16 protein-coding genes and 1 pseudogene are annotated in these 26957 nt (G+C 53.0%); 11 read left to right on the top strand and 6 right to left on the bottom strand.

What is annotated here, in order from left to right; translation table 11 throughout:
* The 4 genes from ACLTD4_RS23690 to ACLTD4_RS23675 all read left to right on the top strand — a co-directional run.
* On the top strand, positions 1–6018 hold a 6018-nt coding region (locus ACLTD4_RS23690), incomplete at its 5' end, for a fibronectin type III domain-containing protein (protein ID WP_412331601.1).
* 92 nt (positions 6019–6110) lie between these two features.
* Entirely contained in the window at positions 6111–6404 is a 294-nt protein-coding gene (locus ACLTD4_RS23685; protein WP_412331603.1) for a hypothetical protein, read from the top strand.
* A 180-nt stretch (positions 6405–6584) separates the two neighbouring features.
* Positions 6585–8330 carry an ABC transporter ATP-binding protein gene (locus ACLTD4_RS23680; RefSeq protein WP_117633919.1) on the top strand — a complete coding sequence of 582 codons (1746 nt, stop codon included), beginning with the start codon at positions 6585–6587 and terminating at the stop codon, positions 8328–8330.
* Complete coding sequence (locus ACLTD4_RS23675) at positions 8320–10110, top strand: ABC transporter ATP-binding protein (protein WP_117633920.1); 1791 nt, start codon at positions 8320–8322, stop codon at positions 10108–10110. Before ACLTD4_RS23680 ends, ACLTD4_RS23675 begins: the two co-directional genes overlap by 11 nt.
* 18 nt (positions 10111–10128) lie before the next feature.
* Here the strand turns inward: ACLTD4_RS23675 and ACLTD4_RS23670 are convergent, their stop codons facing one another.
* From ACLTD4_RS23670 to ACLTD4_RS23660, 3 genes are read right to left on the bottom strand one after another with little or no spacing between them, the layout of a single operon-like run.
* A complete protein-coding gene (locus ACLTD4_RS23670) occupies positions 10129–11955 on the bottom strand; it encodes a right-handed parallel beta-helix repeat-containing protein (protein WP_117633921.1) in 1827 nt (608 codons plus the stop codon).
* Positions 11956–11987: 32 nt separating this feature from the next.
* Entirely contained in the window at positions 11988–13355 is a 1368-nt protein-coding gene (locus tag ACLTD4_RS23665; protein ID WP_117633922.1) for a carbohydrate ABC transporter permease, read from the bottom strand.
* Positions 13356–13370: 15 nt separating this feature from the next.
* A complete protein-coding gene (locus ACLTD4_RS23660; protein ID WP_412331600.1) occupies positions 13371–14270 on the bottom strand; it encodes a carbohydrate ABC transporter permease in 900 nt (299 codons plus the stop codon).
* Between the two features lie 597 nt (positions 14271–14867).
* Between ACLTD4_RS23660 and ACLTD4_RS23655 the strand changes: the two genes are divergently transcribed.
* The 4 genes from ACLTD4_RS23655 to ACLTD4_RS23640 all read left to right on the top strand — a co-directional run bounded on the left by ACLTD4_RS23655 (position 14868) and on the right by ACLTD4_RS23640 (position 19866).
* Complete coding sequence (locus ACLTD4_RS23655; RefSeq protein ID WP_117633924.1) at positions 14868–16259, top strand: extracellular solute-binding protein; 1392 nt, start codon at positions 14868–14870, stop codon at positions 16257–16259.
* A gap of 153 nt (positions 16260–16412) precedes the next feature.
* Positions 16413–18374, top strand: a complete 1962-nt coding sequence (locus ACLTD4_RS23650) for a sensor histidine kinase (RefSeq protein ID WP_181988585.1) — start codon at positions 16413–16415, stop codon at positions 18372–18374.
* Complete coding sequence (locus ACLTD4_RS23645) at positions 18346–19188, top strand: response regulator (RefSeq protein WP_412331599.1); 843 nt, start codon at positions 18346–18348, stop codon at positions 19186–19188. The genes ACLTD4_RS23650 and ACLTD4_RS23645 overlap by 29 nt, the downstream gene beginning before the upstream one ends.
* A gap of 138 nt (positions 19189–19326) precedes the next feature.
* Positions 19327–19866, top strand: a complete 540-nt coding sequence (locus ACLTD4_RS23640) for a helix-turn-helix domain-containing protein (protein ID WP_412331602.1) — start codon at positions 19327–19329, stop codon at positions 19864–19866.
* 97 nt (positions 19867–19963) lie between these two features.
* Here the strand turns inward: ACLTD4_RS23640 and ACLTD4_RS23635 are convergent, their stop codons facing one another.
* The 3 genes from ACLTD4_RS23635 to ACLTD4_RS23625 are packed head-to-tail and all read right to left on the bottom strand — an operon-like array spanning position 19964 to position 22030.
* Entirely contained in the window at positions 19964–20512 is a 549-nt protein-coding gene (locus tag ACLTD4_RS23635) for a sensor histidine kinase (RefSeq protein WP_412331598.1), read from the bottom strand.
* A 26-nt stretch (positions 20513–20538) separates the two neighbouring features.
* Positions 20539–21399: a hypothetical protein gene (locus ACLTD4_RS23630; RefSeq protein WP_412331597.1), complete on the bottom strand. Its 861-nt coding sequence runs from the start codon at positions 21397–21399 to the stop codon at positions 20539–20541.
* On the bottom strand, positions 21341–22030 hold the full coding sequence (locus ACLTD4_RS23625) for a response regulator transcription factor (protein WP_117633926.1): 690 nt from the start codon (positions 22028–22030) through the stop codon (positions 21341–21343). The genes ACLTD4_RS23630 and ACLTD4_RS23625 overlap by 59 nt, the downstream gene beginning before the upstream one ends.
* A gap of 165 nt (positions 22031–22195) precedes the next feature.
* On the opposite strand from ACLTD4_RS23625, the gene ACLTD4_RS23620 reads away from it, so the two are divergent.
* The 3 genes and pseudogenes from ACLTD4_RS23620 to ACLTD4_RS23610 form a co-directional block, all read left to right on the top strand.
* On the top strand, positions 22196–24454 hold the full coding sequence (locus tag ACLTD4_RS23620) for a hypothetical protein (RefSeq protein WP_412331596.1): 2259 nt from the start codon (positions 22196–22198) through the stop codon (positions 24452–24454).
* Between the two features lie 52 nt (positions 24455–24506).
* Complete coding sequence (locus ACLTD4_RS23615; RefSeq protein WP_117633928.1) at positions 24507–26762, top strand: extracellular solute-binding protein; 2256 nt, start codon at positions 24507–24509, stop codon at positions 26760–26762.
* Positions 26752–26957: pseudogene (locus ACLTD4_RS23610) on the top strand (sugar ABC transporter permease); the annotation flags it as partial. The gene ACLTD4_RS23615 and the pseudogene ACLTD4_RS23610, both read left to right, overlap by 11 nt.

Genomic DNA, 26957 nt, shown 5'->3' with positions numbered 1-26957 from the left:
GACCATAATTCTTCGGACAGCTTAGCCAGTGGAAGCAATGCAAAGAAGGAAAAAACGGTTTTTTTTGATTTCGACGGCGAAGAAAAGCGCTTCGACCGCTCGGAGGGAAGCAGCGATGTCATGGAGGTCCGGGTACCGACGCTGGCCTATGACGACACTTCGATCACGCTGGTCTGGGATAAGCCGGAGAAGTATGACGATGTAGCGAACTATTACGTATACCAGGATGGCGAGAAGATTGGCGACGCGAGAAGCAATTTCGCGGAGAATGCCGACTGGGCGGCCGCCTATATGGAGTCATTCTACGACTACTATGAGACAGAGAAAAGTTCTGTTGACATGGTAAATGTCGATATCCACTCCTTTAAGGCGACCGGGCTGGAACCGGATACGGAATATGAATTCGAGGTAGTGGCCGTCGATGACAGCGGTGCCGCGCTGGGAGGTGCCGGCAGTATCTCGTGGTCCACGACCGGGAAGCCGGAGGAATTCAACATCAAAGACTATGGCGCCAAAACCGTGGAGACAGGGTATACCACCTACGACGAGGAAAAGAACGCGTTTATTCTTGCCAACACGAGGGCGATCCAGGCCGCGATTGACGACTGCAGCGAGGGCGGCAGGGTCGTGATTCCGAAAGGAATCTGGATGAGCGGCGCGATCTATTTAAAGAGCAACATGACACTGGAACTAAAAGAGGGCGCTGTGCTGTTCGGTTCGCCGAATGTGGATCACTATGATCAGAACTACCTTCTCTATCCGTATTCCACGGACACCCGCTCCTGGGCACTGGTGAATGGCTACAGCTCCGATGAGAATGGAATGCTGGAGAATATCCGCATCGTCGGAAAAGGCACCATCTACGGAAACGGATGGAAGTACGGCGAAAAGGACACGATCTCGGGAGACGGCACCAGCCCGTACTATCAGTCCAGACAGAGCGGCGATCCTGACTGGACCAGCGATGCGTTAAAGGGATACGCGCTGAAACGCTGGGTAGCCGGCAGCAACTCCAAGGTGTACGACAAGAGCAACCCTGATAAATCCTATGGAATCCTGGCGGCGGATGCATCGAAGAAGGGCCAGGAGAGAGGGCTCAGCGCAAGTCTGGCATACTCTACACGGCCGAATCTGGTGGTTCTCAGAGGCACGAAGGGCGTCTATCTGGAGGGCTTCATGGCCGAGAACCCGGCGTTCCACACGGTGGCGATCTTAGACAGTGAGGACGTGGCGTGCAGCAACGTGAAGTTCTCCACCTATGACGTCAACAACGCCGATGGAATCGAGATTGGAAATACGCAGAACGTTGTGATCTTCAATAACTTTATCGATACGGGAGACGATGGAATCAACTTTGCAACCGGTATGGGGAAAGGCGTTCAGGATTCCGGACAGCAGGCGTCGGCCAATATCTGGACCTTCAATAATTTCCTGCGAGAGTGCCATGGCGGGGCCATTGCGGCGGGAAGCCATACGGGAGCAGGAATCAGCGACATGCTGGTGGAAGACAATGTCATGAACCACAGCGATATGCCGTTCCGGTTTAAGAGCGCTCCGGTCAACGGCGGCGGTGTGTCCAATATTCTGATCCGGGACTGTGCCGTTTCCGATGCACAGCAGGTGTTCGTCCTCAGCACCACCTACAGCGATGCGAATCAGACCGTTTCAGTGGAACCGGCTGTCAAACCGGCTGAATTTGCGAATATTCAGGCTTACAACATCACGGCGGATGTGATTACAAAGAACACCATGTCCATGGTGGCAGATATTGATAACACGATGCCTTACAAGACTTACCATACGCACCATGACTTATATTTCCAGGATATTGCATTTACCAATATAGCAAAGTCGCTGGCGAAGAAATCCGAGGTACTTCAGGGAATCAGCGATACCACGTTCTATGACGTAACCATGGACTGGACCGGCATTGCGAAGGAAGAGGACGACGCGGCCGCCGGAGCCTATAAGGCATGGGCATCGATCAGCAACAGCACAGGATTGCGGTTTATGGGCAGCACCACGCTGTCAACCAGCGCATACAACGCCATGGCGGTTCCGGTCTGGGGCGATGATGCCGAGCTGAAGGCCAGTCCATCCAACGCGGCGAAAGCGGACGATACAGCGGTAAATGTAACACTGACATGGTCTGACGCGAAAGATGGAGAGCAGCCGGCCGGAAGCGGTTCCATAGCCGGTTATGTGGTGGAGACGTATCTGGATGATGTGATGATTGACCAGCAGCCGCTGATCAATGCAAACACGTACACCGCCGGGGGTCTTTCCTCTGCGCTCACCTATACATTCAAAGTCTATGCAGTGGATTCCACCGGCAACCGGAGTGAACCTCTGACGGAAACTGTAACTACCGAAGGAGACGAGGATACGGCAAAGGTCAAAGGTCCGGAAAACGGCAGGCTGACCTTCTCAGGAATCGGTTATACGTGGGGAACCGCGTCATTCCAGTCAGCAAAGAAGACAGATGCCCGCGTGAGAGGCTACCGCGCCTATGCAGGCGGCGAGCTGGCAGCGACTTTCTATAACTATCAGTTAAAGGACGGAGCGACGGCGGCTTCCTTAAGCGCTACCATCGGCAGAATGATGGAGCAGGAGAATGAGGTAAGGCTTGAAGCATTTACGGACGCGGGTCTGACCTTTGAATACGATACGGCCAAAGTCACAACCACGAAGAATTACGATCATCTGGCGCCGGTATGGACCGATGATACGCTGGAAGTGACGGTAAACGGCAGTGATATAGTATTAACGTGGACAGCGCCGGAGGACGAATCCGGGATTTACGGCTACCGTGTCTATGTAGATGGAAATGGTGTCTATACCAGTGACAGCGATTATTTTAACCATGTAAACGGCGCTTTTACGACGAAGAACACCACCTATACCGTGAGCGGGCTGGATGTGACAGAATATCACACCTTCCGGGTAGAGGCGGCTGACGCGTGGTGGAAGGCGCTGGATGGAAGCGGACCGTTCCACTGGACCTTCAGCGGGCCGACAGCGAGCATTGGGACGAAGCCGGACGATAAGGGCAGCGGTCTCTGGAAGGCAGCAGCCTTTGGCCAGTCCACCGACATGAATTTCAGCTCCAACGTGCTCCCGGAAAAGGTGGGAACCAACTACGTATGGCCGGTCGGCTCCGACACTCCGCTTACGGAAAAGGGTGAGAAAGCCCAGGACGTGATCATCGAGTCCAGAGGCGGAAAGATTCAGTCAGGCCACGACGGACTGACCTTCTATTACACGGAAGTACCGACCGACAAGAATTTCGTGCTGTCCGCCGATGTGACGGTAGAGCACATGGGACCGGAAAACAGCAAAGCGCCGAATCTTCAGGAGGGCGCGGGACTGATGGTGCGTGATGTCAACGGACCGGCCAGAAAAGATCCCCTGGAAGAGGGCTACGAGGAGTATCCGGCCGCTTCCAATATGGTAATGCTGGAGGTTCTGTCCGCAGGCAAGAAGGTGGATGCGGGACTCAGCATCAAGGCCATGGCCAGATACGGCGTCAACAGCCCTGCAGGCAACTTGAATACCCCGACGTCAGGCAGCACCTTTGCCGCAAATGTGGCGTCAGCTGACAACAGCCAGGCTCCGGAGAGCGCGCCGTACAAGACGAATTTCTATCATGCGAAGATGAAGCTGACTCTGGAAAGAACGGATGAAGGATTTAGCGAAAGCTATACCGGCGAAGACGGAGTTACAAAGACCTACCGCTTTACCGATCAGAACGTGACGCCAAACATTGTGGCACATCTGGATGAGGATACCATGAATGTAGGATTCTTCGCATCCAGAAACGCCAGAATCCGGGTGGAAAACATCTCGCTCGTCTTATCCGACGTGCAGAATCCGGATGAGACACCGGCTTACGTGGCGCCGAATGTGGAAGGCTCCTCCCTTTTCATTGCCTCCTCCGATTATACAAACAGCAGCAGCTACACCCTGCAGGGAATGGTTAATCTGGATGGAACCGTGAGCGTCACGCAGGATGGCAGAACAATTGCGGACCGCATGTCCGTAACCGGCGGAGAACAGTTTACCGTGCCGTCGGTGATCGAAGGCGCCTCCTCGGCGTTTGCTGTTACGTATACCGCATCGGAAGGCCATGATGAAGGCGTGGAAAAGACGGCGTCCGTGACTGTGAAGAGAGAGACCTATGGGGAAGAGCTCTACGCATCACCCGACGGGACCGATGATGGGGACGGAACGAGAGAAAATCCGATGAGCGTTGACGCGGCAGTCCGGAAAGTCATACCGGGGGGAACCGTATATATGTTGGAAGGAACCTACAGTCCGTTTACCATTCCATACACCGCCTCCGGAAATGAAGAAGCCAAAAAATCTCTGACGGCGGAGGGAAGCGTGGTTATCACCGGAGGTTCCGGAAAGCTGTTTGTGCTGGACAGTGACTACTGGAATATAACGGGACTCGATGTTGATGGTAAAAATGTAGCCGGCTCCAGAGGCTTTATGATTCACGGAAGCCACAACATCATTGAACGGTGTCTGATCCACGACACCTCCAGCGACGCGGGCCTGACCATTACGAAGAACAGGGGAAGCCGGACCTTATGGCCGTCCTATAACCTGATACAGAACTGTGAATCCTACCGAAACAGGGACGAGTCCGGCATCAATGCCGACGGCTTTGCATCGAAATCCTGTTCCGGCGACGACAACCGTTTTGTAAACTGTGTTTCCCATGACAACGCAGATGACGGCTGGGATTTATATAACACGCTTCAGGACGGCCCTAACGGAAGGACCATCATCGAGAACTGCGTGGCTTACGGCAACGGCAACAACGGCTTTAAGTTGGGCGGCGAAGGACGCGAAGTGGCCCACGTGCTGAAAAACAGCGTGGCCTTCCACAATAAGCTGGATGGAATCACGGACAACTTCAATCCGGGCGCCCTGAATATACAGAACAACACGAGCTTTGACAACTACAGATTCAATATGATACTGAGACCGAGTCCCTATAAGACGGATGCGGATGGGAATCTGACGGCGGACGGAACGGTGAAGAACAACGCCTCCTACCGCACGGCTGCATTCTCCGCAGGGCTTGACAAGGTCTATGACGACAAGATATCCGCAGTGATCAAGATGAATAACTTCCTGTATGCGGACGGAGAAAACAGCGTCAGCGCTGATAGCTTCGTATCCCTGGACGAGGCAGACTGCTTCTCCTGGAAGGATGGCAGGATAGTTTTCGGTGATTTCTTAAAGATCGCAAAGGGAAGCGAACTGGATCAGGCGGGCGCCGGCGCAAGGCTGTCAGAGGATATGGAAGACGTGACTCTGGAAGAGCTGGTAGCCAATATGGCGGCCGATCCGGATTCCTACACAGCGGATCAGATATTTAACGCAGTGACGGATTACGACGTGGAAACGATCTGTCAGGCAATGAAGAACGACAAAGTCTTTGCTGAAAATCTCTCCATCCTGGAAGAGTCCTACATGGAAAAGAAAGGTATAGAGGTCGTGATTGAAGCAGATTATGCCATTGCAGAGGAGATTGATGCCGGTCTTATGCGCGTGATCGGTGCGGCCTATAATTCCAACGGCGGCAATGTGACCGTCAGGCTTTCAATGCCTGAAAAGGAAGCTGCGGTCGATGGGGACAAATACGACACCGCCCTTCAGGTGGAGATCACCTTACAGGGCGTGACGGGAGCCCTGTCCGTTCCGGTGACACTCGTTATGCCGGTGCCGGAGGGAACCGAAGGGAAAGCGTTCCGTGTGCTGCGCTACCATGGCGGAATCCTGAAAGAAACGATTACGCCGGAGCTTCTGGGCGGCGGCCTGTTCCAGATGACCGTGAAGGAATTCGCACCTTGCATTTTAACGGCAAATCCGATCCGACGCCGGATCCCGACCCAACCCCGGATCCCGATCCGACACCCGATCCAAATCCAGATCCGGCCCCAGACCCAACCCCGGATCCAGGTTCCGGCCATAAGTCCTCCGGAGGAGGCCAGAGCCAATCGGTAACCAGCGGATTACAGGGGGTCTGGAAGCAGGATGCCCGCGGCTGGTGGTTCCAGAAGAAGAGCGGCGGCTACCCGGCGGCCGAGTGGTGTGATATCGCCGGACAGTGGTATTACTTTAACGGAGACGGCTATATGGTGACCGGATGGCAGCAGGTAAACGGCATCTGGTACTACTTAAAGCCGGACGGAGCAATGCACACAGGCTGGTTATTCACCGGAGACAAGTGGTATTACTTAAATGCAGACGGTTCCATGGCCGCAGGCTGGATCAAGCTGGACGGAAAATGGTACTATCTGAATCAGAATGGGGATATGGAAACGGCTTCCAAAGAGATTGGAGGAAAGGTTTACTCCTTTGATGAAAAAGGGGCCTGCACGAATCCATAAAAGACTTCTGTGAGATCTTTGTAAGATATAGTTTGAAACACCGGTTAGTCTGTGATTAACCGGTGTTTTTTTGCTGTAAAAGCCGTTTTTTTATCTCTTCTCCTCTGCCTGCCCCCAAAAAAGGTATTTAACACCATAAAACCGCGCATAATGTGACCAGATAGAAAATGGAGGTCTGGCATGAAAAAAATGTACAAGGAATTGTTTTTGTTTAAATGGGCGCTTTTGCTGCTGATCCTGACCGTGATTGGTTCCGTGGCCGCGAATCTCGCGCTGCCCATGTATCTTTCCGAGGTGATCAACACTGCAATCCCGGCAGGAGATAAAGTCCGGATCGTGTCCATCGGGGGAACCATGCTGCTGTTTGTACTGCTGGGAGTCCTGTGCAGCGTGGGAACCGGCTTTTTTGCGTCCCTGGCATCGGTTGGATTTGGAAGAAATGTGCGGAGCCGGATATTCCGAAAGGTGCAGTATTATTCCCAGACGGAATTTGACGGATTCTCCACCTCATCCCTGATTACCAGAACGAATAATGATGTCGTCCAGGTTCAGACCTTTATGAATATGCTTCTGAAGGTCTGTCTGATGGCGCCTATTATGTGTATCGGCGGAGTGGTGCTGGCCCTGGCCAAGAGCGTTACCATGTCGATGATCCTGATCGTGTCCCTTCCGGTCATGATCGCATTTGTCCTGATCATTGCCCGGCTGGCCTCCCCGCTGTCCCGGAAAATGCAGGAAAAGCTGGATGAGATCAATCTGGTCACCAGGGAGAAGCTGACGGGAATCCGTGTGGCCAGAGCCTTTGGAACAGAGCAGTTTGAGGAAGAGCGGTTTAACCGGGTCAATGACGAATTCATGATCAATACCGTCCGCATGAACAGCGTCATGGGGATCATGATTCCCGGGCTGAGCCTGATTCTGTATGCAACCATGGTTGCCTTAATTGCCTTCGGCGGCTACCAGATCATAAATATTCATACGGCGATCCCGATTGGCGATATCATTGCCGTCATCCAGTACGTGATGCAGATTATGATGTCGGTGATGATGCTGTCCATGATATTTGTCATGTATCCCAGGGCGGCCGTATCCGCGGGAAGAATCAATGAAGTGCTGGACACGGTGCCTGTCGTGGCAGACTGTGACGGAGCGGTGACTGAGACAGGGATAAAGGGATACGTTTCCTTCCGGGATGTGACATTTACCTTTCCCAACGCGGAGGCGCCGGCGCTCGAGCACATATCCTTTGATTCTTCTCCGGGGGAAGTTACGGCCGTGATCGGCTCCACGGGAAGCGGCAAATCCACCCTGATCAACTTAATTCCCCGGTTTTACGACGTACAGGAGGGAGAGATTCTGGTAGACGGGGTAAATGTGAAGGAGATGAGCCTGGAAACACTCCGGGGAAAGATCGGACTGGTGCCCCAGAAGGCGTTTCTCTTCCGGGGAACCATTGCTGAAAATGTGGGATATGGTCAGGATGAGCCGAACCAGGCAAATGTGGAGCACGCCGTGATGACTGCGCAGTCCTATGATTTTGTGACTGCCAAGGAGGGCGGCTTTGACGCGCCCATATCCCAGGGCGGAGCCAATGTATCGGGAGGCCAGCGTCAGCGTCTCGCCATCGCAAGGGCGATTGCCAGAAAACCGGAAATCTATATCTTTGACGACAGCTTTTCCGCGCTGGATTATAAGACAGACGCGGCGCTGAGAAAGGCCCTGCTGTCTGAAGCGAAGGAGGCCACCGTGATTCTGGTGGCACAGAGAGTCAGCACCATTAAAAATGCGGACAGAATCCTGGTGCTGGAAGATGGCCGCTGTGTTGGCCAGGGCAGGCACGAGGAACTGATGAAGAGCTGTGAGGTATACCGGGAGATCGTGTATTCCCAGCTTACCCAGGAGGAGGCAGAGAAAGATGAAGTCTAGTACCCACAATCAAAAAGCGGATTCCGGTGCCATTTTCCGGCGTCTGCTCCGGTTTATGGGCCCTTATCGCAAAGGCCTGACCATCTCCGTAATCTGCATCATCCTCTCCTCCCTCTTCAACAGCTTCGGGCCGTTCGTGCTGGGGCGGGCGACAGATGCGCTGGCAGGGCTTGTGACAGGCGGGGAGCCGGTTTACAGCGAGATACGCAGATTCATCATCATACTGATTCTGTTGGCCTCCATTTATATTTTGTATGCATTTTTCAAGTATATCAGCACGGTTATCCTTGTCCGGGTCTCCCAGAAAACGATCCGTGACTTGAGAAATGATATCGACCGGAAGTTTCAGAAGCTTCCCCTGAACTACTTTGATACGAACACCTACGGGGATGTGCTCAGCCGCATCACCAACGATGTGGATACCATCTCCAACAGCCTCCAGCAGAGTCTGGAGCAGATCGTGACGGCGGTGACCTCCGTCATCTTCATTCTGGCCATGATGCTCTATATCAGCCCCATGCTGACGCTGATCGGTATCGTGACCGTCCCCCTCGCGCTCGTGTTTTCCATGAAGATAGCAGGGGCCTCGCAGAAGTACTTTAAGACCCAGCAGGAGACACTGGGGGAGATGAATGGATACGTGGAGGAAATGTATACGGGCCATACCATTGTCAGCGCTTACGGTACGGAGGAAGAGACCATCGACGAGTTTTCAGAAACCAACAGAACCCTGTACGACAGCGGATGGAAGTCCCAGTTTATGTCCAGCACCATGATGCCGGTTACCCAGGGAATGGCGAATCTGGGTTACGTGTTCGTCGTGATCGTGGGCGGCTCCTTCGTCATCGACAACCGGATGACCATCGGTATGATTCAGTCCTTTATCCAGTATTTAAGACAGTTTTCACAGCCCATCAACCAGACGGTGCAGATCGCCAACATCCTTCAGTCCACTGCGGCGGCAGCGGCCAGGGTATTCGAGTTCATCGATGAGAGGGAGGAGAGTCCGGATCCGGAACATCCTGTGGTCCCGGAGCCTGTGGATGGCTCAGTGGAATTCATCCATGTAAAATTTGGGTATTTGCCGTACCACACCCTGATGCACGATGTGAGCCTGGAAGTGAAGCCAGGAAGCAAGGTGGCTATCGTCGGCCCCACCGGTGCAGGAAAAACCACCCTGATCAATCTGCTGCTGCGCTTCTATGATGTGAACGACGGTGAAATCCGCGTGAGCGGCATAAATATCAGGGAGATGACGCGGAAAGACCTCCGGGCCGTATTCGGCCTGGTTCTTCAGGATACGTGGCTGTTTACCGGCAGCATCATGGAAAATATCCGTTACGGAAGACTGGGGGCAGGAGATGAAGAGGTGATGGAAGCGGCCAGGGCGGCCAGAGCAGACTCCTTTATCCACACCTTGCCGGGCGGGTATCATTTCAGGCTGCAGGAGGGGGCGACGAATCTGGCCCAGGGGGAGCGGCAGCTTCTGACCATTGCCAGGGCCATTCTCTCGGACAGCCCGATCATGATTCTCGATGAGGCGACCAGCTCCGTCGATACGCGTACAGAGGTCCTGATTCAGGAGGCCATGGCGGTTCTCATGAGGGGCCGCACCAGCTTCGTGATTGCCCACAGACTCTCCACCATCAAGGACGCGGACATGATACTGTATATGGAGGGCGGAGATATCAGGGAGGTGGGAAACCACAGGGAGCTGATGGTCCGGGATGGGCTTTATGCAAAGCTGTATAACAGCCAGTTTGCCAAGGAAAACGGATAAGGAAGCATGGCTGCTTCCTTATATCCGAGTGGAAAAGATATGGTTATTCTCCTCGATCCAGTCCGACGCCTTCTCAAACTGGATCACGCCTTCATAGTGTTCTCCATAAATCGGTTTTTCCATTGTGCTGGAGCCGTAGCACGGTGCTTCTAAATCCAGCTTCAGCGCATTGATGACTGTATTGCCGCGGACGATGACATTCCGGCAGGAGGACAGGAACATGGCCTGTCTCGGACAGTCGATAAAGGAATTCTGTTCGATCAGTATATTCTGGAAGACTGGTTCCTCCGTCCGGCCTCCCGGGAGATAGACTCCCATATAAAGCACGGCCATCTGCCAGGCGTTTAAGTCACAGCGGCGGATGACATTGCCGCGGATAATCAGGTTTCTGACGCCATGGCCCTCGCTCCACCGGGATTCACATCCGGTTTCGATCTGGATGGCCGCGCCCTGAATATTTTCAAAGACGTTGTTGACCAGCATGCCGTTCGATCCCTGAAGCAGGACGCCCCGCGCCCGGTTGTTGGTGAAGCGGCAGCCGCGTATGATATAGTTCTGCGTGGAGAAGCGTTTGTTCCATAGGACGGTATCCGTGGAAAGCCCCTCGGGAAGGGCGTCTGCAAAGGTAAGACGGCAGGTCTTCGTCCCGGGCGAGTACTGCACGGCGGTGAGCAGGGAGGAAAAGCCGGTGGGGGACAGATCCGGATTCCGAAGCTCTACCGGATAGCCGGTCTCAAACAGAACCGATTCCTTTGTGACCCTCCTGGCCAGCAGGGTATGGGAATCGAGAAGCTGGATTCCCATGGAGGAATTATCGTGGATGTTGATGCAGTCGTCTCCGGCATAGCCGAAATCGCAGTCTTCAATGATGAAGCTTCCATGCGAGTTGCAGACATGGAGGCAGTCTGTAGCCGTCGATACACTGCGGGAGGTGCCCGGACGGACCGTGACGCGGCAGCCCTTTAAATGGAGCCCGTGGATATCTCCGTTGCCTACGAAGCCGCTTCCCGGCGAGGAGTAGATCACGACGTTGTCCAGCGTGCAGTCCCGGGTATCCTGGATGGGGATGGTCAGGATGTCATACTCATAATGGCGGAAGTTAAAGCAGTTTCCAACGTGGAAATGCCTCCTCGTGAATTCCGGGTCTGAGGTATAAAAACGCAGCCTGTTGGCGGCAGTCTTTTCCTGTCTGGGAAGGAAGACACTGGACAGCTCACGAACCAGCTCCTGCATCTGTGCATCGGTCTTCTCATCGCCGCTTTTCTTCACATGATCATTCTGATAGGGGCGGAATTCCATGCCGCCCGGACAGCCAGGCGTATAGCGGCATGGATCGAAGGGGCCGACGATGGAAAATGCCATATCCTCTGCGATCTCCCCGTAAGCCGGAAAGACACATTCGATATAACTGCCATCCTCCGCCACTTCAGAGACGACGCCCACGCTGGAGAGCGGGGCCTTCTCCCAGTTCCAGTCCAGGATCAGATCGCGAACCAGAATGCGGCTGGAGCGGCAGATGGATAAGTAGGAGCTCAGTGATTCGAAGATCAGCTCACTGCCCTGGCCCTCCAGCGTGAAGTTTTCCATGTCGTCAAGGATGAGATGCGCGTTCTGACTGCACTCTTTAAAGCGGTAAACGCCTTTAGGAATAATCAGCTTCTCTGCCTTTTCCCTCCGGCAGTACGTAAGCGCCTGGTTAAAGGCCTCCGTGTTGCAGAAATCGCTGTCCGCCCTCGCGCCAAAGTCGGTGACCGTGACGCTGCGGCCTTCGGACGGCAGTTCAATCCGAAGAGCCGCCAGTTCCTGTTCCAATTGTTCAAATACAGAGATATCTGTCTGATTCATATGCCTTGTTCCTTTCAAATTGCCGTTATTGTTTATCCTTTTACACCGGATGCCATAATACTTTGTTTTAACTGCTTGGAGAAGAGAATCGACAGCAGGATGACAGGGGTGATCGTGACCACCGCCAGCCCCATCAGGGCATTCTGCTTCGTCCCGGAATTGTTGGATATATTATACAGGGCCACATTCAGCGTCCACAGCTTCTGATCCTCCGTGACCAGCCAGGCCCAGAAGAAGTCATTCCAGTTGCCGATAAAGGTCTGCAGGGCAATCAGGGAGATAATGGGCTTGGACAGCGGCATGCAGATGGCCTTATAGAGGTAAAACGGGCTGGCGCCGTCTAAGGAAGCCGCCTCGAAGTAGCTGCCTGGAATCTGGTCAAAGAAGCCCTTGTATAGATAGACGTAGAAACCGAAGGGATACAAAAATGGCAGCAGAAGCGCGGCATAATTGTTGTAGGCCCCCATTTTCTGATACATAATTAACTGGGGAAGCATGATGCTGGCAAAGGGAATCATCATGCCGCCCATGAAGAACAGGAGTACCAGGTTTCCGGCCTTCCTGGAAAGCATACGGCTGATGACGAAGGCCGATACCGAACATAGAATAACCTGGGACACCATTGCGAAGCCGATGACAAGGATGCTGTTCATGACAAAGGTCAGGAAACCAAACCTGGCGATAACCTCATTCTTCGGGTAGATGTATGCGGGCATTTGTAAGTAATATTTGAAACTTTCCAGATTAAGCAGATGATTCGTTTTATTTCCCACGGTGATGAGACTGCCGCTTAAGGGGTACTTCTCAGCCAGGACTTCCATGACTTTTGTCTGAAATGCATGGGCCATACCGGAGCCGGCTGGCGCTGTCCGGGATAAGCCGTTTACGTCAAATTCATAGCCGAAGGAATCGCAGGCCCTGGTATAGCGGTCTCCATGGATCAGCACTTCCTTTTTCACCGCGGAATGGGCGTAGATACCGTAGTCCTTTTCCAGCTGCAGCTTCATCTGATGCGCCCTGGAGTAAAACAGCGTCTTGCCGTCTCTGACCCCGTATACAGAGATCTCCATGATGGAATCATCGGAAAGCTTGTAGTTGATGCCGAACATTGCCAGAACATTGTCCTGCATCATGGTGTCCTTCATCTGTTCTTCGTCTGCAAACTCCATGCCGGAGTAGTCGATGACGAGGGCGAGGCTGTTGGCCTTCTCAGGAAGCAGCTTCGGAGGAACTTCATAGATCTTTGCATTGTCCTTCATGGCGCTGGATACCGCGAAAATCAGCGGATAAAGCATCAAAGCGGCAAAGAGGAGGGATACCGCGACGGCGCAGATTTTCAGCCTGCGCTCGGCGGCCCCGTATTTGATTTTCGTCTTTTTCGTCGTTGTGTTCTTTTTCATTCTGTCTGGCTCCTCCTATTCCTTCTCTGATTTTTCAAAATGCATCTGCATGATGGTCAGGGCCGCGATGACGAGCAGAAGAATCACCGATGCGGCCGAACCGCGCCCGTAGTTCAAGTCCTGGTTAAACGCATTATAGATGAAGATGCCCTGTGTGGTGGAAGCGCCGCTCGGCCCTCCGGAAGCATACATGTAAGGTGCGTCCAGCAGCTGCATGGTGGTGATGACGCTCATAATCAGCTGAATAAAGATCATAAAAGAGATATTCGGCAGTATAATATGGATGATTCGCCCAAATCCGGTACAGCCATCGAGAGAAGCCGAGTCCATAATATCGGTGGAAATCCCCTGAATGGCCGAGAGATACAGGAGCACCGTCAGCCCGCCCCCTAAGATTCCGGGGAAAATGATACAGAACTTTACGAGATTGGGATCGCTTAACCATGTCTGGGGCTGGCCGCCGAAGAATTTTATAATCTGGTTGGCGACGCCGTAATCCGGATGCCAGATCCATCTCCAGATAATGACATTTACTGACGTGGGAATCAGCGCCGGAAGTATGTACAGGGTGGTCAGGCTTTTCTGAAGCTTTGTCAGCTCATTGAGGAATAGCGCCTGGATCAGGGGAATAAAAAAGCACATGGCCAGCTGCAGCAGCAGGAAGATAAACGTATTTTTCCACGCTTCCCAATAATAAGGCATCTTAAACATGCTGACGTAGTTGGACAAGCCTACAAAAGTACCCGGCGATTGGATAGGATCGTATTGAAACAGGGAAATATAAAAGGCGCTGAGGATCGGGTAATATTTTAACCAGACCGTAAAAATCATGGGCAGCGCCAGAATACACCAGGGTGTTATCTTTTTTCTGAAAGAGTAGCTGCCGAAACTTATTGAAAATAGATGTCTCTTCATAAAAACCTCCGATTTCTTTCTATATAGATGCTGGTTTGTAACAGTTCAGCCCTCGCTTCCGGCTGCCGCGGTCCGTCCCGGCGCTTTCGTCTTCCGGACCTTTCCAGTTCCGGTTTCGGGCATAAGCATTTCTAAATGTGCAGTATTTTTCTAAAAGCCAGTGAAAATCCCCAAACTCGCTGCGCTCAGACAGGTGGGGATTTCCCCTGAACGAAAAATTCTGCGCATTAAGAACTGCTAACTACTCCGCCGAATGGAATGAGGGGGACTTTCCGCTACCCTGCAAAGTCACAGGAAAGGTCCGGAAGACGAAAGCGCCGGGACGGACCGCGGCTGCCGGAAGCGAGGGCTGAACTGTTACGCTGGTTCTATTATAAAAGCAACCATTTTTATTTATAATGGATTCAATAAACATTGAGGTCACTATTCTTAAAGTATTTTGCTTCCGGGCGGAAACAGGTTAAGAATAATGACATATTTCTGTGTATCCGTTAATTTTCTATTCTTTTCATGAAACCGTTCATCTGTTATGATTAATTCATCTAAAAAATAATCACTTCAGCGATGAGGTGTGACAGGCAAGAAGGAGGATCATTTATGAAAAAAACATTGGCAATCGCGTTAAGTATGTCCATGGCAGCAGGTTTGATGACTGGCTGCGGGAGCAAGCCCGCGGAGACCAACGCTACGACGGCGGCCCCACAGGCGGTCGAGACGGGGAATACCGAAGCTCCGGAGACGACAAAAGCGCAGAATACTGCTGAGAAAGAACCCGTGGAGCTTACTATCTGGCTTACCAGCCGCAACAAGGACGACTGGTACGTACAGATGGAAGATCAGTTCCTGGAGGAGCATCCATGGATCACATTAAATAAAGTAGTAAAAGAGGGGGACCCCGGCAACGAATTCTATCAGGCCGTAGCCGCAGGCAACGCACCGGATCTGGTTGATTCCTCCTTCACCATGATGAATACATACATTGCGGCGGGAATCCTGGAGCCTTTGAACAAGTATACGGACAACTGGGATGAATGGGGCAATTTCACAAGCGAGTACATCGATATGTTTAAAAAGGACGGCAGCTACTACGGTCTGCCGTATCAGGTAGCGCCCATGCTGTTCGGATATAACAAAGCGCTGTTTAAAGAGGCGGGAATCGCAGAGCCGCCGGCAACCTGGGATGAGGCAGTCGAGGATGCGAAGAAGATCAACAATCCGGATAAGCAGATTACCGGATATGCGACGCTGGCCGCTGAATGGACCGAGTGGTTCTTCCAGTATTACGTATGGCAGGCCGGCGGAGATCTGACGAAAGAGAATGCAGATGGAACGGCAGAGCTTACCTTTACCGATCCGGCCGTTATCGAGGCTGCAAAATACTATCAGAAGCTGCGCAGCGAGGGCGTGCTTCAAAGTGACTTAACCCTGAAGTTCGGCGATCTTGTAACAAACTTTGGACTGGGAAAGATCGGCATGATGCCGTTTGCCGGTGACTGGGTAGCGGAAGCGGCTGAAAAGGGAATCGATCCCGACGACATCGGATTAAGCCTTCCTCCGGCAGGACCATCCGGAGAACGCACCACCGCGATCGCAGGAACCTGCTATGCCATCAATGCCAAGACCAATCAGGCGAAGAAGGACGCCGCCTGGGAATATATCAGTTTCTATACGAGCAGGGCGTATCTGTCTTCCTTCTTTGAGAACCTGGCTACCAAGGGCGCGTTAAATCCGGTTATCATTCCAAGAGATGACATCAGCGTAACGGATTTCTACGAGTTCCCGGAAGAGTACAATCAGGTTCTGGAAGCCGCCAAATCCGTAGGCCGTCTTGAATTCTACGGAAAATCTGATTTCGGTTCCTACGTTGACCGTGCGGTACAGAAAATTTTAGTAGATCCGAATGCCGATCCGGAAAAAGAATTCAGCGCAGCGCAGGATCTCTGTGCCAGCGAGGCATTGCAGGCTTTCAATGAGGCAAATAAGAGATAACAGACAGAACAGACCGACAGTACAGATCCATAGAACAGCCAAAAAGTGCGAGGATAACAGCCTGCACTTTTTGGCCTTTTGGCATTCTTATGATATAATAGTCACTTACGATGCAAAAACTGTAACAGGAAAGGGACGGGGAGATGTATGGCCATGATGCAGAAACTGAAAGAAATGAAACAAAGATGGGATCACAGCATTAAGGCCGTGCTGCGCCGGGTCAGTATTTTCCGCCGCCTGAATCTCTCCTTTATGCTGTTGATTATGACGGCTGCCATATTCCTTACCTTCTTCAGCTTTTACAAATATTCCGCCGAGATCAGAGCCAATATCGACCGGTACAGCTCCTTATTAGTCCAGAACGTGGAATTAAAGATTCAGGACACCATGCAGGAATACGAAGAGTCCGCCCTGACATTTTATGATGACAGCAAGGTGATCCGTGCGCTCAAAGAGAATGCGCAGCTGTATCCCTTCAAAACGGAGGCGGACAAAAATAAGTACGAGGAAAACCGCTACTTTGTGGAGAGCAGGCTGTACAATATGCGCTACAATCAGAAGTATATCGTCAATGTCCAGTTTGTGACGCCCCGGGAACAGTACTACATGGTGGAACCCGACGGATACCGGAGAGGCGGCTGCATCCGCAACCTTGAAGAGTTTTATAAGACGGATATCTACCTCATTCCCCAGGAGAAGAAGGGGTATCCCGTCTGGTTTGATATGGCGGAGCAGACCAACATCTTCTATCAGAATGAGCAGAGCATCTACGGCTATCCCAATATCATCACGCTGGGAATCGGCGTCTACGCGCCGGGAAAACGGGAGTTTTTAGGCGTGCTGTTAATGAATGTCAACCTGAACGCATTTTCCGGTGCCATGGAGGGCTATGAGGCCTATAAGGATGGAAATACCTTTTTAATCGGGGAGGACGGTGTTTTGATGTGGTTCAATCCCAGCCTCACTGCTCCCGCATTTCCCAAGGACGATCTGCTGTTCCAGGAGATGAAGCAGGATGGACAGGGCATCCGGGAAAAGAAGATCGACGGAAAAAAGGTGATACTGGCCTATGAGCAGATTCCCAATACCGGCGTGTTCGTGGCCTATATCGCGGAGCTGGCGGTCCTTTATAGGGGGACGTATCGAATTAGAAACTTGTGCATCCTGGTGCTCCTTCTGATCGTTGTCGCCTGCTTTATCATCTCCTATTACGTGACCTGCAGCATTTCGGAGCCGGTCAGCCAGTTAGTCCGGGTCATGAAAAAGACCGGGGACGGCAAATGGAACGCGCGGTATGAGAACTCCGGTCACGATGAGATCACCATACTGGGAGACCGGTTCAATGAGATGGCGGACAAGACGGACCAGCTGATCGACCAGGTGTATCTGTCCGAAATCAAACGGCAGAAGATCTCCATAAGCTGGGCCAACGCCCGCCTGGACGCGCTGCTCATGCAGATCAACCCCCATTTCCTGTACAACACCCTGGATATTATCCGGTGGGAGGCCATGTACGAGGCGGAGGGGGAAAGCGCCGTGACCCAGATGATTGAGAAATTCAGCAGGCTGTGCCGCATGGGGATGCGCACCGGCGGCAATACGATCACACTGAAAGAGGGAATCGAGCACGCCAGAACGTATCTGGACGTCATTAATTTCCGGCACAGAGAGAAAATCCAGCTGGAGATCGATATGCAGGCGGATGAGGAAGCCATCTATATTCCCCAGTTTATGCTGCAGCCCATCATGGAAAATGCCGTCGTGCACGCCTTCGACGACGGCAGCAGCGGATACCGGATCGTGATCCGGGCGTGTATCACAGGTGCAGATCTGCAGATAACCGTAAGGGACAACGGGAAAGGCATGTCCAGGGAGGAAGTGGACCAGCTGACCGCCAACATGGAAAGAACGGATGTGGCTGATGAGAACATAGGTCTCGTCAATGTCTATCAGCGGATCCGGCTGTTTTACGGGGATGCGTGCGGCATAGGCATCACCAGCCGTTTAGGGGCGGGGACCGAGATCAGGATCACCCTGCCTGTGCGGAAGCATTCGGAGAATATGGAAAAGAGCAAAGGAGAGGAAGATGGCATACAAAGTTTTAATTGTAGATGATGAGGAAATTGTATGCAGAGGACTGGCAAAATTCGTCAAATGGCAGGAGTACGGTTTTTCGGTGGAGGGGATTGCCTACAGCGTGGATGAAGCCCTGGCACTGATGGAGAGAACCGCCATGGATGTGGTATTTATGGATATCCGGATGCCGGGGAAGACGGGGCTGGATATGCTCCAGATCATCCAGAAGTCGTATCCGGGCGTCAAATCCGTGATTCTCAGCGGTTTCAGCGAATTCTCCTATGCGAGGGAGGCCATACGGTATGGTGCGGTGGACTATTTAAACAAACCGGTGAACCTAAAAGAGGTGGAAGAGCTGCTGGAGCGCCTGGGGAAAGACTTTATGGAGGAAAGGCGTGCTCAGGAGGTGCGGAACAACCGGATTGAGGGCCTGCTCCTTTCCGCTGTAAAGGGCTATTCCAGGCTGGAGCAGGAGAAATACCAGCTGCCCGTCCTGGAATGGTGGCATGGACTGTCCATGGAGCTCTTAAGCCGTGAACTGTCGGAGGAGGAGATCATCGAGAAAAAGAAGCTTCTCCGGGCGAAGATCATGGCCATTGTGCCGGATGCGTACCTGCTGGACTGCAATGTCTATGAGCTGTTTGCGATCATTCCCTGCAAAAATGAGGCGGAGGCCGACCACTTTGTGGATATCCTGGAACAGACCTGTCAGGTGGGGCTGGAGTGGTCCTGCGGAATCAGCAAGTTCAAGCACGGTATCGGCGCGCTGAGAGAAGCCTATGAGGAGTCCGGAAAGGCCCTGCGCTACCATCGGGCCAGCGAGAAGCGGGGGATGATCTGGTATAAAAAATAAAACCCTGTTTTCCCAGGACCACCCGTCAGGAGATACTCGGAGCTGGTTGGCGTCCTGGCCAATCCCGAAGAGCGCGGCTGCGCGGTTTCCCAGCTGGATTCCGCACTGGAGAGTATCTGCGCGCTGAAAATGTCCGTGATGCAGTTCCAGACCGTATGTATCCGGTGTCTGATCGAGCTGAATGGACTGCTGCAGGGCATGAAGGGGGACGGCATAGATCTGCACGGCCAGCTGAATAAGATGCTGGAGAAGATTCTGCTCTGCGACAATTACCGGCTGACCATTGACTGTATGACCGGCTATGCCGGCATGCTGGTGCAGAAGCTGAATGAATCTGATGAGGTGCAGCTGGGCGGCGGAGTGATCAAGGAGGTCCAGCTGTTTATCCGGCGCCATTTCAATGAGACAATCACGCTCAATATGCTGGCCGACCAGTTCTATCTGCATCCCAATTATCTGAGCCGCCTGTTTAAGGAAAAAACCGGAAAGAATTTTGTGGAGTATATGACAGAGGTGCGCATGGAGAAGGTGAAGGAGATGCTGGCCGACCCGGAAAAGAAGGTGTCCGATATCAGCATGATGGCCGGATATGAGAATCCAAGGTATTTCAGCAAGGTATTTAAGCAGTTTACCGGGATGACTCCCAGTGAATACCGGGAGGCGCTGAACAGGCAATAGGATAAGAAATGTGGTTTATTTGTAAGCAAAGACAACAGGTCCGCAAAAAATCAGGCCTGTTGCCTTTTTTATTTTCCTGATCAATGAGCGGGCGCATTTACAGTCTCTGCCCTTCATTTTCCGCCGTGACAGGCAGCATCACCCGGAAGGCTGCGCCACCGCCTTCCGTTTCATCCACCGAGATCCGGCCGCCGTGGAGCGTAGTCAGCTCTTTGGCGATGGAGAGGCCGAGACCGAAATGGCGTTTGTCCGTCCTGGAGGTGTCGCCCCGGTAAAAGCGGTCGAAGATATGCGCCCTGACATCGGCGGGAATCCCGCACCCCTGGTCTGCTACGGAGATCGTCATTTCTTTCCCTTTCACCGCGGCGCTTATGGTGATCTTTTTATTGGCCGGTGTATAGGACACGGCGTTGTCCAAAAGGATGGTGAGCAGCTGTTTTAAGCAGGAGGCGTCGCCGGTTATATGGGGAAGCGTCTCTTCCGGCAGCTCCAGGAAAAGCCTGACCTGGCTGTTTTGGCAGACCGGTTCAAAGAGCTCGTAGGTTTCGATGAGAAGTGTATCCATATCCACTGTTTCCTGTTTGATGGACCAGCTGCCGGCGTCTGTGGAGGCGAGAAGCAGCATATCCCCCACAAGCGCCGCCATGCGCCTGCATTCACTCCGTATGTTTTTCAGATACTGGGCCTGTTTTTCTGAACATTCCGCTGATTGCAAGGGAGAGGGACTGTCCGAACCTTCCGCCGACTGTAAGGGAGAGTGACTTGCCGCCACTGCGTCGATGCGGTGACACTGGATTCGATGACTGCCAGCGGAGAGCGAAGCTCGTGGGAGGCGGCAGCGATGAATTCGTTCTGGCGTTTTCTGCTCATTTCCACCGGTTCCAGGGATTTTCCGACGAAATACCAGCTGACGAAAAAGAGGGCTGCAATCCCCAGAATATCGAACAGCAGGAAGCGCGGCCCCTGACTCCTGATCAGAGAGATACCCGGCGTCCGGTACCCCAGAAGCGTCAGGCTCTGATATCCTTTGGCGGTGGGAAAGACAAGGATTGTGCCGTAATAGGAGTCTCCCTGATCCCCCTTTACCGTGAAGACCGAGCTCTGAATGACCGAGGAGGAGACGGGGCGCACCGCCGGATTGACTTTCTCCTTCAGGGCCTCTTCCCGCGCCCGGTCGATGAGCGTCTGCCGGTCCGTGGCCGGAGCCCAGGACCCGGAATAGAGAAATGGTTCCCGGTTCTCCTCAATATGTATGATCAGCTTTTCTGAAGCCTCGGTCTGGGCCAGCCAGCTTCCGGAAATGGTGGAGCCGTACTGCATGCGGGACGCGACGGCTACGATCTGATTCTGGAAGGTCTGCAGCGCGTCCTTTTCCGATACACGGAGGTTGTAGAAGAGGAGTCCTGCGACTACCAGGGTCAGAATGGTTCCCGTGGTTACGGTGTACAACAGGGTCAGTTTTTTGCGAAGCTCTTTAATCATGGAATTCCTCCAGCCGGTAGCCGACGCCATGGACCGTCTGGATTTTTGCATTTCCATGAATCGCCTTTAAACGCCGGCGTAAAAAATAGATGTAGTTGTCCAGATTGCCTGCCTCCACCTCGGAATCCGGTCCCCACACGTAGGAGAGGATGGCATTTCGCGGAAGCGTACGGCCGGCGTTTCTCATCAGATACTCCAGAAGCGATGACTCCCGGCCGGAGAGGGTAACCGTCTCGGAGGAGGCGCCTTCTCTGGTGAGCTCATGCTTGACTGTGTCCAGGCAGAGGCTGCCGAAGGTCAGATTCGCGGTGTCCGCGGTTCGTCCGGGTCTGCGGGTGACTGCCCGGATCCGCGCCAGGAGTTCCTCCACTGCAAAGGGCTTGACCAGGTAGTCGTCCGCGCCTGCGTCCAGCCCGTCGATTCTGTCGCCCACACCGTCGAGCGCGGTGGTGATGATGACAGGAGTCATGACGGATTTCTGCCGGATGGCCTGTAAGAGGCTTAAACCGTCCAGGCTCGGGAGCATCCGGTCCAGAATCAGCACGTCGTAGGGATACTCCGTCGCGTAGTAGAGGGCGTCGTCGCCCCGGTAACACTGATCGACCTGATATCCCGCCTGCTCTAACTGCATGGCTACCGTGCTGCACAGTATTTTATCATCTTCTACCAGTAAGATTCTCATGTCTGTGATCCCTGCTTTCTTTCTTATTTATATCAGTTGTTTCCTCTATTATAGCAGAGAAATCTCTAAAAAATCTAAAAACCAGCCGTTTCCAGTTTTTTTAGAGATTTCTCTGGTATGATTATTCTAAAGGTAAATCCGGAATGGCAGAAAGGACAAAAAGGGATGGACAGAAAAAAAGGAATGACCGCACGGAAAGCCGCCGCATGGCTCCTGATACTGGCCGCGGTAACTGTGATGGCGGCAGGATGCGGCCCGAAGCCGGGTGGTGCGGAGGCGGGCGGGGCGGATGCGCCGACGGCCGATAATGGAGGAACCGGTGATAACTCAGACGTCCCCAGAGGACGGTATGTGGAGCAGGAACTGGCATTTCCGTTCGATCCATCGACGGAGATGATGGAAGCCATGATGCTTTCTCCGGAAGGAGATCTCCTGGTTCTCACATACAACCAGGAGATGGAAAACAGGATTTACCGGATGGAAGATACGGGTGAATGGAACATGGATGAAGCCCTCACCGCCAGCATTCCCGAGGGCAGCATGCTTTTAAAGATGAACGGTACGAAGGATGCGGCGTATTACTACCTTACACAGGGGGAAGAGAGATACATCGGAAAGATGGCCTGGGGCAGTCAGAAGATGGAGCGGCTTGCAGATCCCGCGTTTGAAAAGGATGGGATCTATAATATCTCCGATTTTCTGGCGGCTGACAGCGGGGCAGTGCTCTTTTCCCTGATGGATGGAAGGACCGTGGTCTGGAAGCCGGAAGACGGGGGGTCCCTCCAGCTGTATCAGAAAAACAGAAACAGCACGCTGAATACCAGCAGCACACTGGTGGGAGATACGTACATAACGGCGGGTGACCTGGGATTTCTGGCTTATGACATGGAGACAGGAAAGGAACTGGAGACGATTCCTTACCAGACGGGGGACTCCGACGCGGAGGGCAGCCTCGCAGCCGGAGAAGGGGACGATATCTACCTGTGCAACGCGGCGGGAATTCACCACATGGCGCTCGGCGGGACGATGTGGGAGACTATTGTGGACGGGAGCCTGAATTCCTTAAGCCTTCCGGGGATTAGAATTAGTAAGATGTGTGTCGGTAAGAACAACGACTTTTTCGTATGGTACGAGAAAGACGAAAATCCCGTTCTTGCACACTATGTATACGATCCGGACATCATTTCCGTTCCGACATCGACGCTGACCGTATACGGTCTTGATCTGTCGGAGAAGTATCTGATCCGCCAGGGAGCCATACGGTTCCAGATGGAAAATCCCGATATTCGTGTCGAGGTGATCGACGGAAGAAAGCAGATGGAAGGGATGATGGATGCGGATATCATCCGAAGCTTAAACGAGGAGCTGCTGACCGGAGCGGGAACGGATGTTCTCGTGCTGGACGGCCTTCCGGGAAAGTCCTATATAGAAAAAGGGATTCTGGAGGATATGAGCGAACTTCTTGCGCCGTTTACAGAGAGTGGGGAAATATACCGGAATCTGACCGGCCATTTCCGGAGAAGCGACGGATCTGTCTACGAGGTGCCAGTGAGGGTCTTATTCCCGGTTGTATATGGGGAGGCCGGGGCCACAGCGAGTCTATCCAGCCTGCAGGCGTATCTGGAGTATCAGGAATCGCCGGGAGCCGGCTCCATAAGTGGAAAGACCGTATATGAAAATATTCTCCGGCGCCTTGCTTTTCTGTATGACCAGGAGCTTTGGGATGACGATGGAAAATTAAAGGAAGAGGAGCTTACAGACCTTCTGGAAGCGGCCATGCGGACCGGAGAGCATTCCGGCGCACGCGTTCTGTATCCGGAGGACGAGGATAACGGAGCCGGAAAACGGTATAATCTGGTCGCTGAGAACGGGTTTACCACTCCGGACCATCTGGGGATTATGGCGGGAGACAATCAAGCCTCTCTGGAGCTTCCGCGGGAAATGGCGGAGATGAGCCTTTCGTTTGCAGTTATGAGGGAAAAAGGGTATCCGCTTCAATCCGTCAATCATACCTTCTATCCGGAAGAGCGGGTCGCCATTAACCGGAACAGCAGGCAGAAAGAGACGGCGGAACGCTTTGTAACCTTCCTGCTGTCGGAACAGATACAGGGAGAGGACGTGGAGGATGGCTTCCCCGTCACCCGTGCTGGTGTGGAACGATGGAAGCAGCGGCAAATAGTGATGAGCTATGGGACGGGGAACTGGGATGGCCTTATGATCTATGGGGATTATCCAACGGAATCAGAGCGGAAGCTTTTGCTGGATATGATCCCGGACCTGAATAATCCGGTCGTACCGGATCCCACGGTTCTGTCCATTATGGCGGAAGAATCGGAAGGCTATTTCAGCGGGACACAGGATCTCCCGGCCGCTGTAAAGGCCATAATCAGCAAGGTGACGCTCTATCGGGCGGAGACAGAATAAAGATATGGTTTGATTCATGCAGGAGTGTATTGAGAGAAAGGAATAAAAGAAAATGAAAAACAGTCACTTGATTCAGAGAGCCGCGGCTCTGGCTCTGGCCACGGTCATGGCGGTCATGACCGCCGGATGCGGCGCAAAGGAACAGAAGGATGGCGCCGCTGAGGGGGCAAAGGGCAGTACAAAACAAGCAGGGACTGCGGACACGGGAACCGCGGACGTCGCAAAGGGGCGTTACGTGGAGCAGGCGGTTGCATATCCGTTTGAAGCTGGAACGGAACGTGTTGTGGATATCATCCAGGACCAGAACGGGGAGCTGGTGATGTTCACCTTAATCGGCCAGGAAGTGGATGGGAAAAAGAAGGCCTACCGCTACGACGGTTCCTCCTGGAGCGAAGATACGGCATCTCCGGTGCAGGAGCTTCAGGACAGCGACTATTTAACGTATTCCGCTTACGGCGCGGATGGGACGCTTTATCTGATCTACGCGGATCAGAGTTATAAGGCGCATCTGGTGAAGTTTGCAGAAGGGCAGCCCATGCAGGAGATTTCCGCCGGGATTGAGGATGCCATGGTTCTGCTGAACGGACTGTACGTAAGCGAAGACGGCACGCTGTTCATTCCCTCCGGTGACCAGGTCATCGTCGTCGGTACGGATGGCGTGGTGGAAAAGAAGCTCCCTCAGAGGAATTCCCACAGCAATTTCTGTGACAGCCACACGCTGACAGCTAATAGCTTTATGACTACAGGAGACAGGGGATTTCTCCGGTACGATTTAAAATCGCTGGCGGAGAAGGAAGTGATTCCGTTCCAGACCGACGAGTCAGACGTATACGGAAGTCTGGCCCGTGGAGAAGGAGATGATTTCTACCTTGCCAATACTAAAGGAATTCATCACATGGCGGATCAGGGAACGATGTGGGAGACCATCGTGGACGGTTCCCTGAATTCCATGAGCATGCCCAGCGCATACGTTAAACGTCTTCTCGTCGGAAATGACAATGATTTTTACTTATGGTACTCGGAAAGTGAGGAACAGAAACTGGCCCGCTATACGTATGATCCGGATATGCCGACCGTTCCTTCAAAAACCCTTACAGTATACGGCCTTAACCTTTCGGAAAACCAGACCGTGAAACAGGCGGCCTCCCTTTTCCAGATGGAGCATCCCGATGTCAGAGTCGAACTGATCGACGGAGCCGGCGAGTCGGGGAGCACCTTAAAATCCGATACGATCCGTTCCTTAAACGCAGAACTGTTAAACGGCAACGGCGCTGACGTGCTGGTGCTGGATGGGCTTCCGATCGAGTCCTATATTGAAAAAGGGGTTCTGGAGGATTTAAGTGATATTATCACTCCCATGGTAAAAGCGGGAGAGCTATACCCCAACATAGCGGAGAGCTTCACCGGTTCCGACGGAAGTGTCTATCAGTACCCGGTACGTGTCGGTATTCCAATTATATACGGAGATGGAACGGCAATGAGCCAGATGGCTGCGATCGGTTCTCTCCGGGCGTGGCAGGAGGCGAATCCGGATAAGGCTCTCTTCCCAAAGACCATCTATGAAAATATTCTGAGGCAGATGATCTGTCTCTACTATCCGGAGCTGGCAGGAAAAGACGCCGGACAGCTGGATACGGAGAAAGTCAGAATCCTTCTGGAAACCGCGAAGCTGGCGGGAGACGCCAGCGGAAGCAAGGTAGTCTTCGACGAATCGGAAGACGGCGGCCGCGGACGGGTATACAATGCCGCCGATACGAGAGGATTTACTGGTTTAAGCGATTATGGACTGCTGACGAAAAATGCAGAGATCTCTCTGGTGGAACTGGCGGGTATGATGGATGTCATGACACCTGCTGCAATCGTTGATAAGTATGGTTACCAGATGGAACAGTTTAATGATATCTATTATCCGAAGGGACTTCTGGGAGTCACCAGCTTTGGTAAGGAAAAGGAAACTGCGAGAGAGTTTGTCGCGTTTGCCCTGTCACCGAAGGTTCAGAATGGGGATTTAAATGACGGATTTACTGTGAGTAAGACCGCTTCCGGTGCCTGGATAGAACGGACTTCCACGGTGAGCATCGGTTTCAGCTTTGACGGCGGCGATATGATGAGCGCAGAGTACCCGGATGATAAGAAGAAGGAAGAAATTATGGGAATGCTGGATAAGCTCCATACGCCCATTTCTGTTGACGATATACTGCTGGAGATGATAGTCAGTGAAACAAAGGGATATTTTGAAGGGAAACAGACTGCGGCCGAGGCGGCGGGGCAGTTTGAAAACAAGGCGAAGCTGTATTATGCGGAATAAAACACAGTCGGGCCGTCTGGCACGGAAGGCGTATCTGTTCCTTCTGCCGAGTCTGGCGGGGACAGCCGTGTTTGTCCTGCTTCCGTATGTGGATGTTGTCCGCAGGTCATTTTTCGAGGCGGCAGGAGGGCGTTTCGTCGCCATGCAGAACTATGTGACGGTGGTCGGCAACAGCGCGTTTCGATTGGCATCTTT

Source organism: Hungatella sp. (assembly GCF_046966825.1).
The sequence above is the reverse complement of the archived record's forward strand: the minus strand, read 5'-3'. Positions and strand labels throughout refer to the sequence as shown.

Bases quoted from the DNA above. Each gene is read 5' to 3' on its own strand.
- ACLTD4_RS23650 (WP_181988585.1), top strand. From the start codon at position 16,413: ATGATGCAGAAACTGAAAGAAATGAAACAAAGATGGGATCACAGCATT.
- ACLTD4_RS23665 (WP_117633922.1), bottom strand. From the start codon at position 13,355: ATGAAAAAGAACACAACGACGAAAAAGACGAAAATCAAATACGGGGCC.
- ACLTD4_RS23625 (WP_117633926.1), bottom strand. From the start codon at position 22,030: ATGAGAATCTTACTGGTAGAAGATGATAAAATACTGTGCAGCACGGTA.
- ACLTD4_RS23660 (WP_412331600.1), bottom strand. From the start codon at position 14,270: ATGAAGAGACATCTATTTTCAATAAGTTTCGGCAGCTACTCTTTCAGA.
- ACLTD4_RS23615 (WP_117633928.1), top strand. From the start codon at position 24,507: ATGAAAAACAGTCACTTGATTCAGAGAGCCGCGGCTCTGGCTCTGGCC.
- ACLTD4_RS23675 (WP_117633920.1), top strand. From the start codon at position 8,320: ATGAAGTCTAGTACCCACAATCAAAAAGCGGATTCCGGTGCCATTTTC.
- ACLTD4_RS23630 (WP_412331597.1), bottom strand. From the start codon at position 21,399: ATGCAAAAATCCAGACGGTCCATGGCGTCGGCTACCGGCTGGAGGAAT.
- ACLTD4_RS23680 (WP_117633919.1), top strand. From the start codon at position 6,585: ATGAAAAAAATGTACAAGGAATTGTTTTTGTTTAAATGGGCGCTTTTG.
- ACLTD4_RS23635 (WP_412331598.1), bottom strand. From the start codon at position 20,512: ATGGCGGCGCTTGTGGGGGATATGCTGCTTCTCGCCTCCACAGACGCC.
- ACLTD4_RS23645 (WP_412331599.1), top strand. From the start codon at position 18,346: ATGGCATACAAAGTTTTAATTGTAGATGATGAGGAAATTGTATGCAGA.
- ACLTD4_RS23620 (WP_412331596.1), top strand. From the start codon at position 22,196: ATGGACAGAAAAAAAGGAATGACCGCACGGAAAGCCGCCGCATGGCTC.
- ACLTD4_RS23670 (WP_117633921.1), bottom strand. From the start codon at position 11,955: ATGAATCAGACAGATATCTCTGTATTTGAACAATTGGAACAGGAACTG.
- ACLTD4_RS23655 (WP_117633924.1), top strand. From the start codon at position 14,868: ATGAAAAAAACATTGGCAATCGCGTTAAGTATGTCCATGGCAGCAGGT.
- ACLTD4_RS23640 (WP_412331602.1), top strand. From the start codon at position 19,327: ATGCAGTTCCAGACCGTATGTATCCGGTGTCTGATCGAGCTGAATGGA.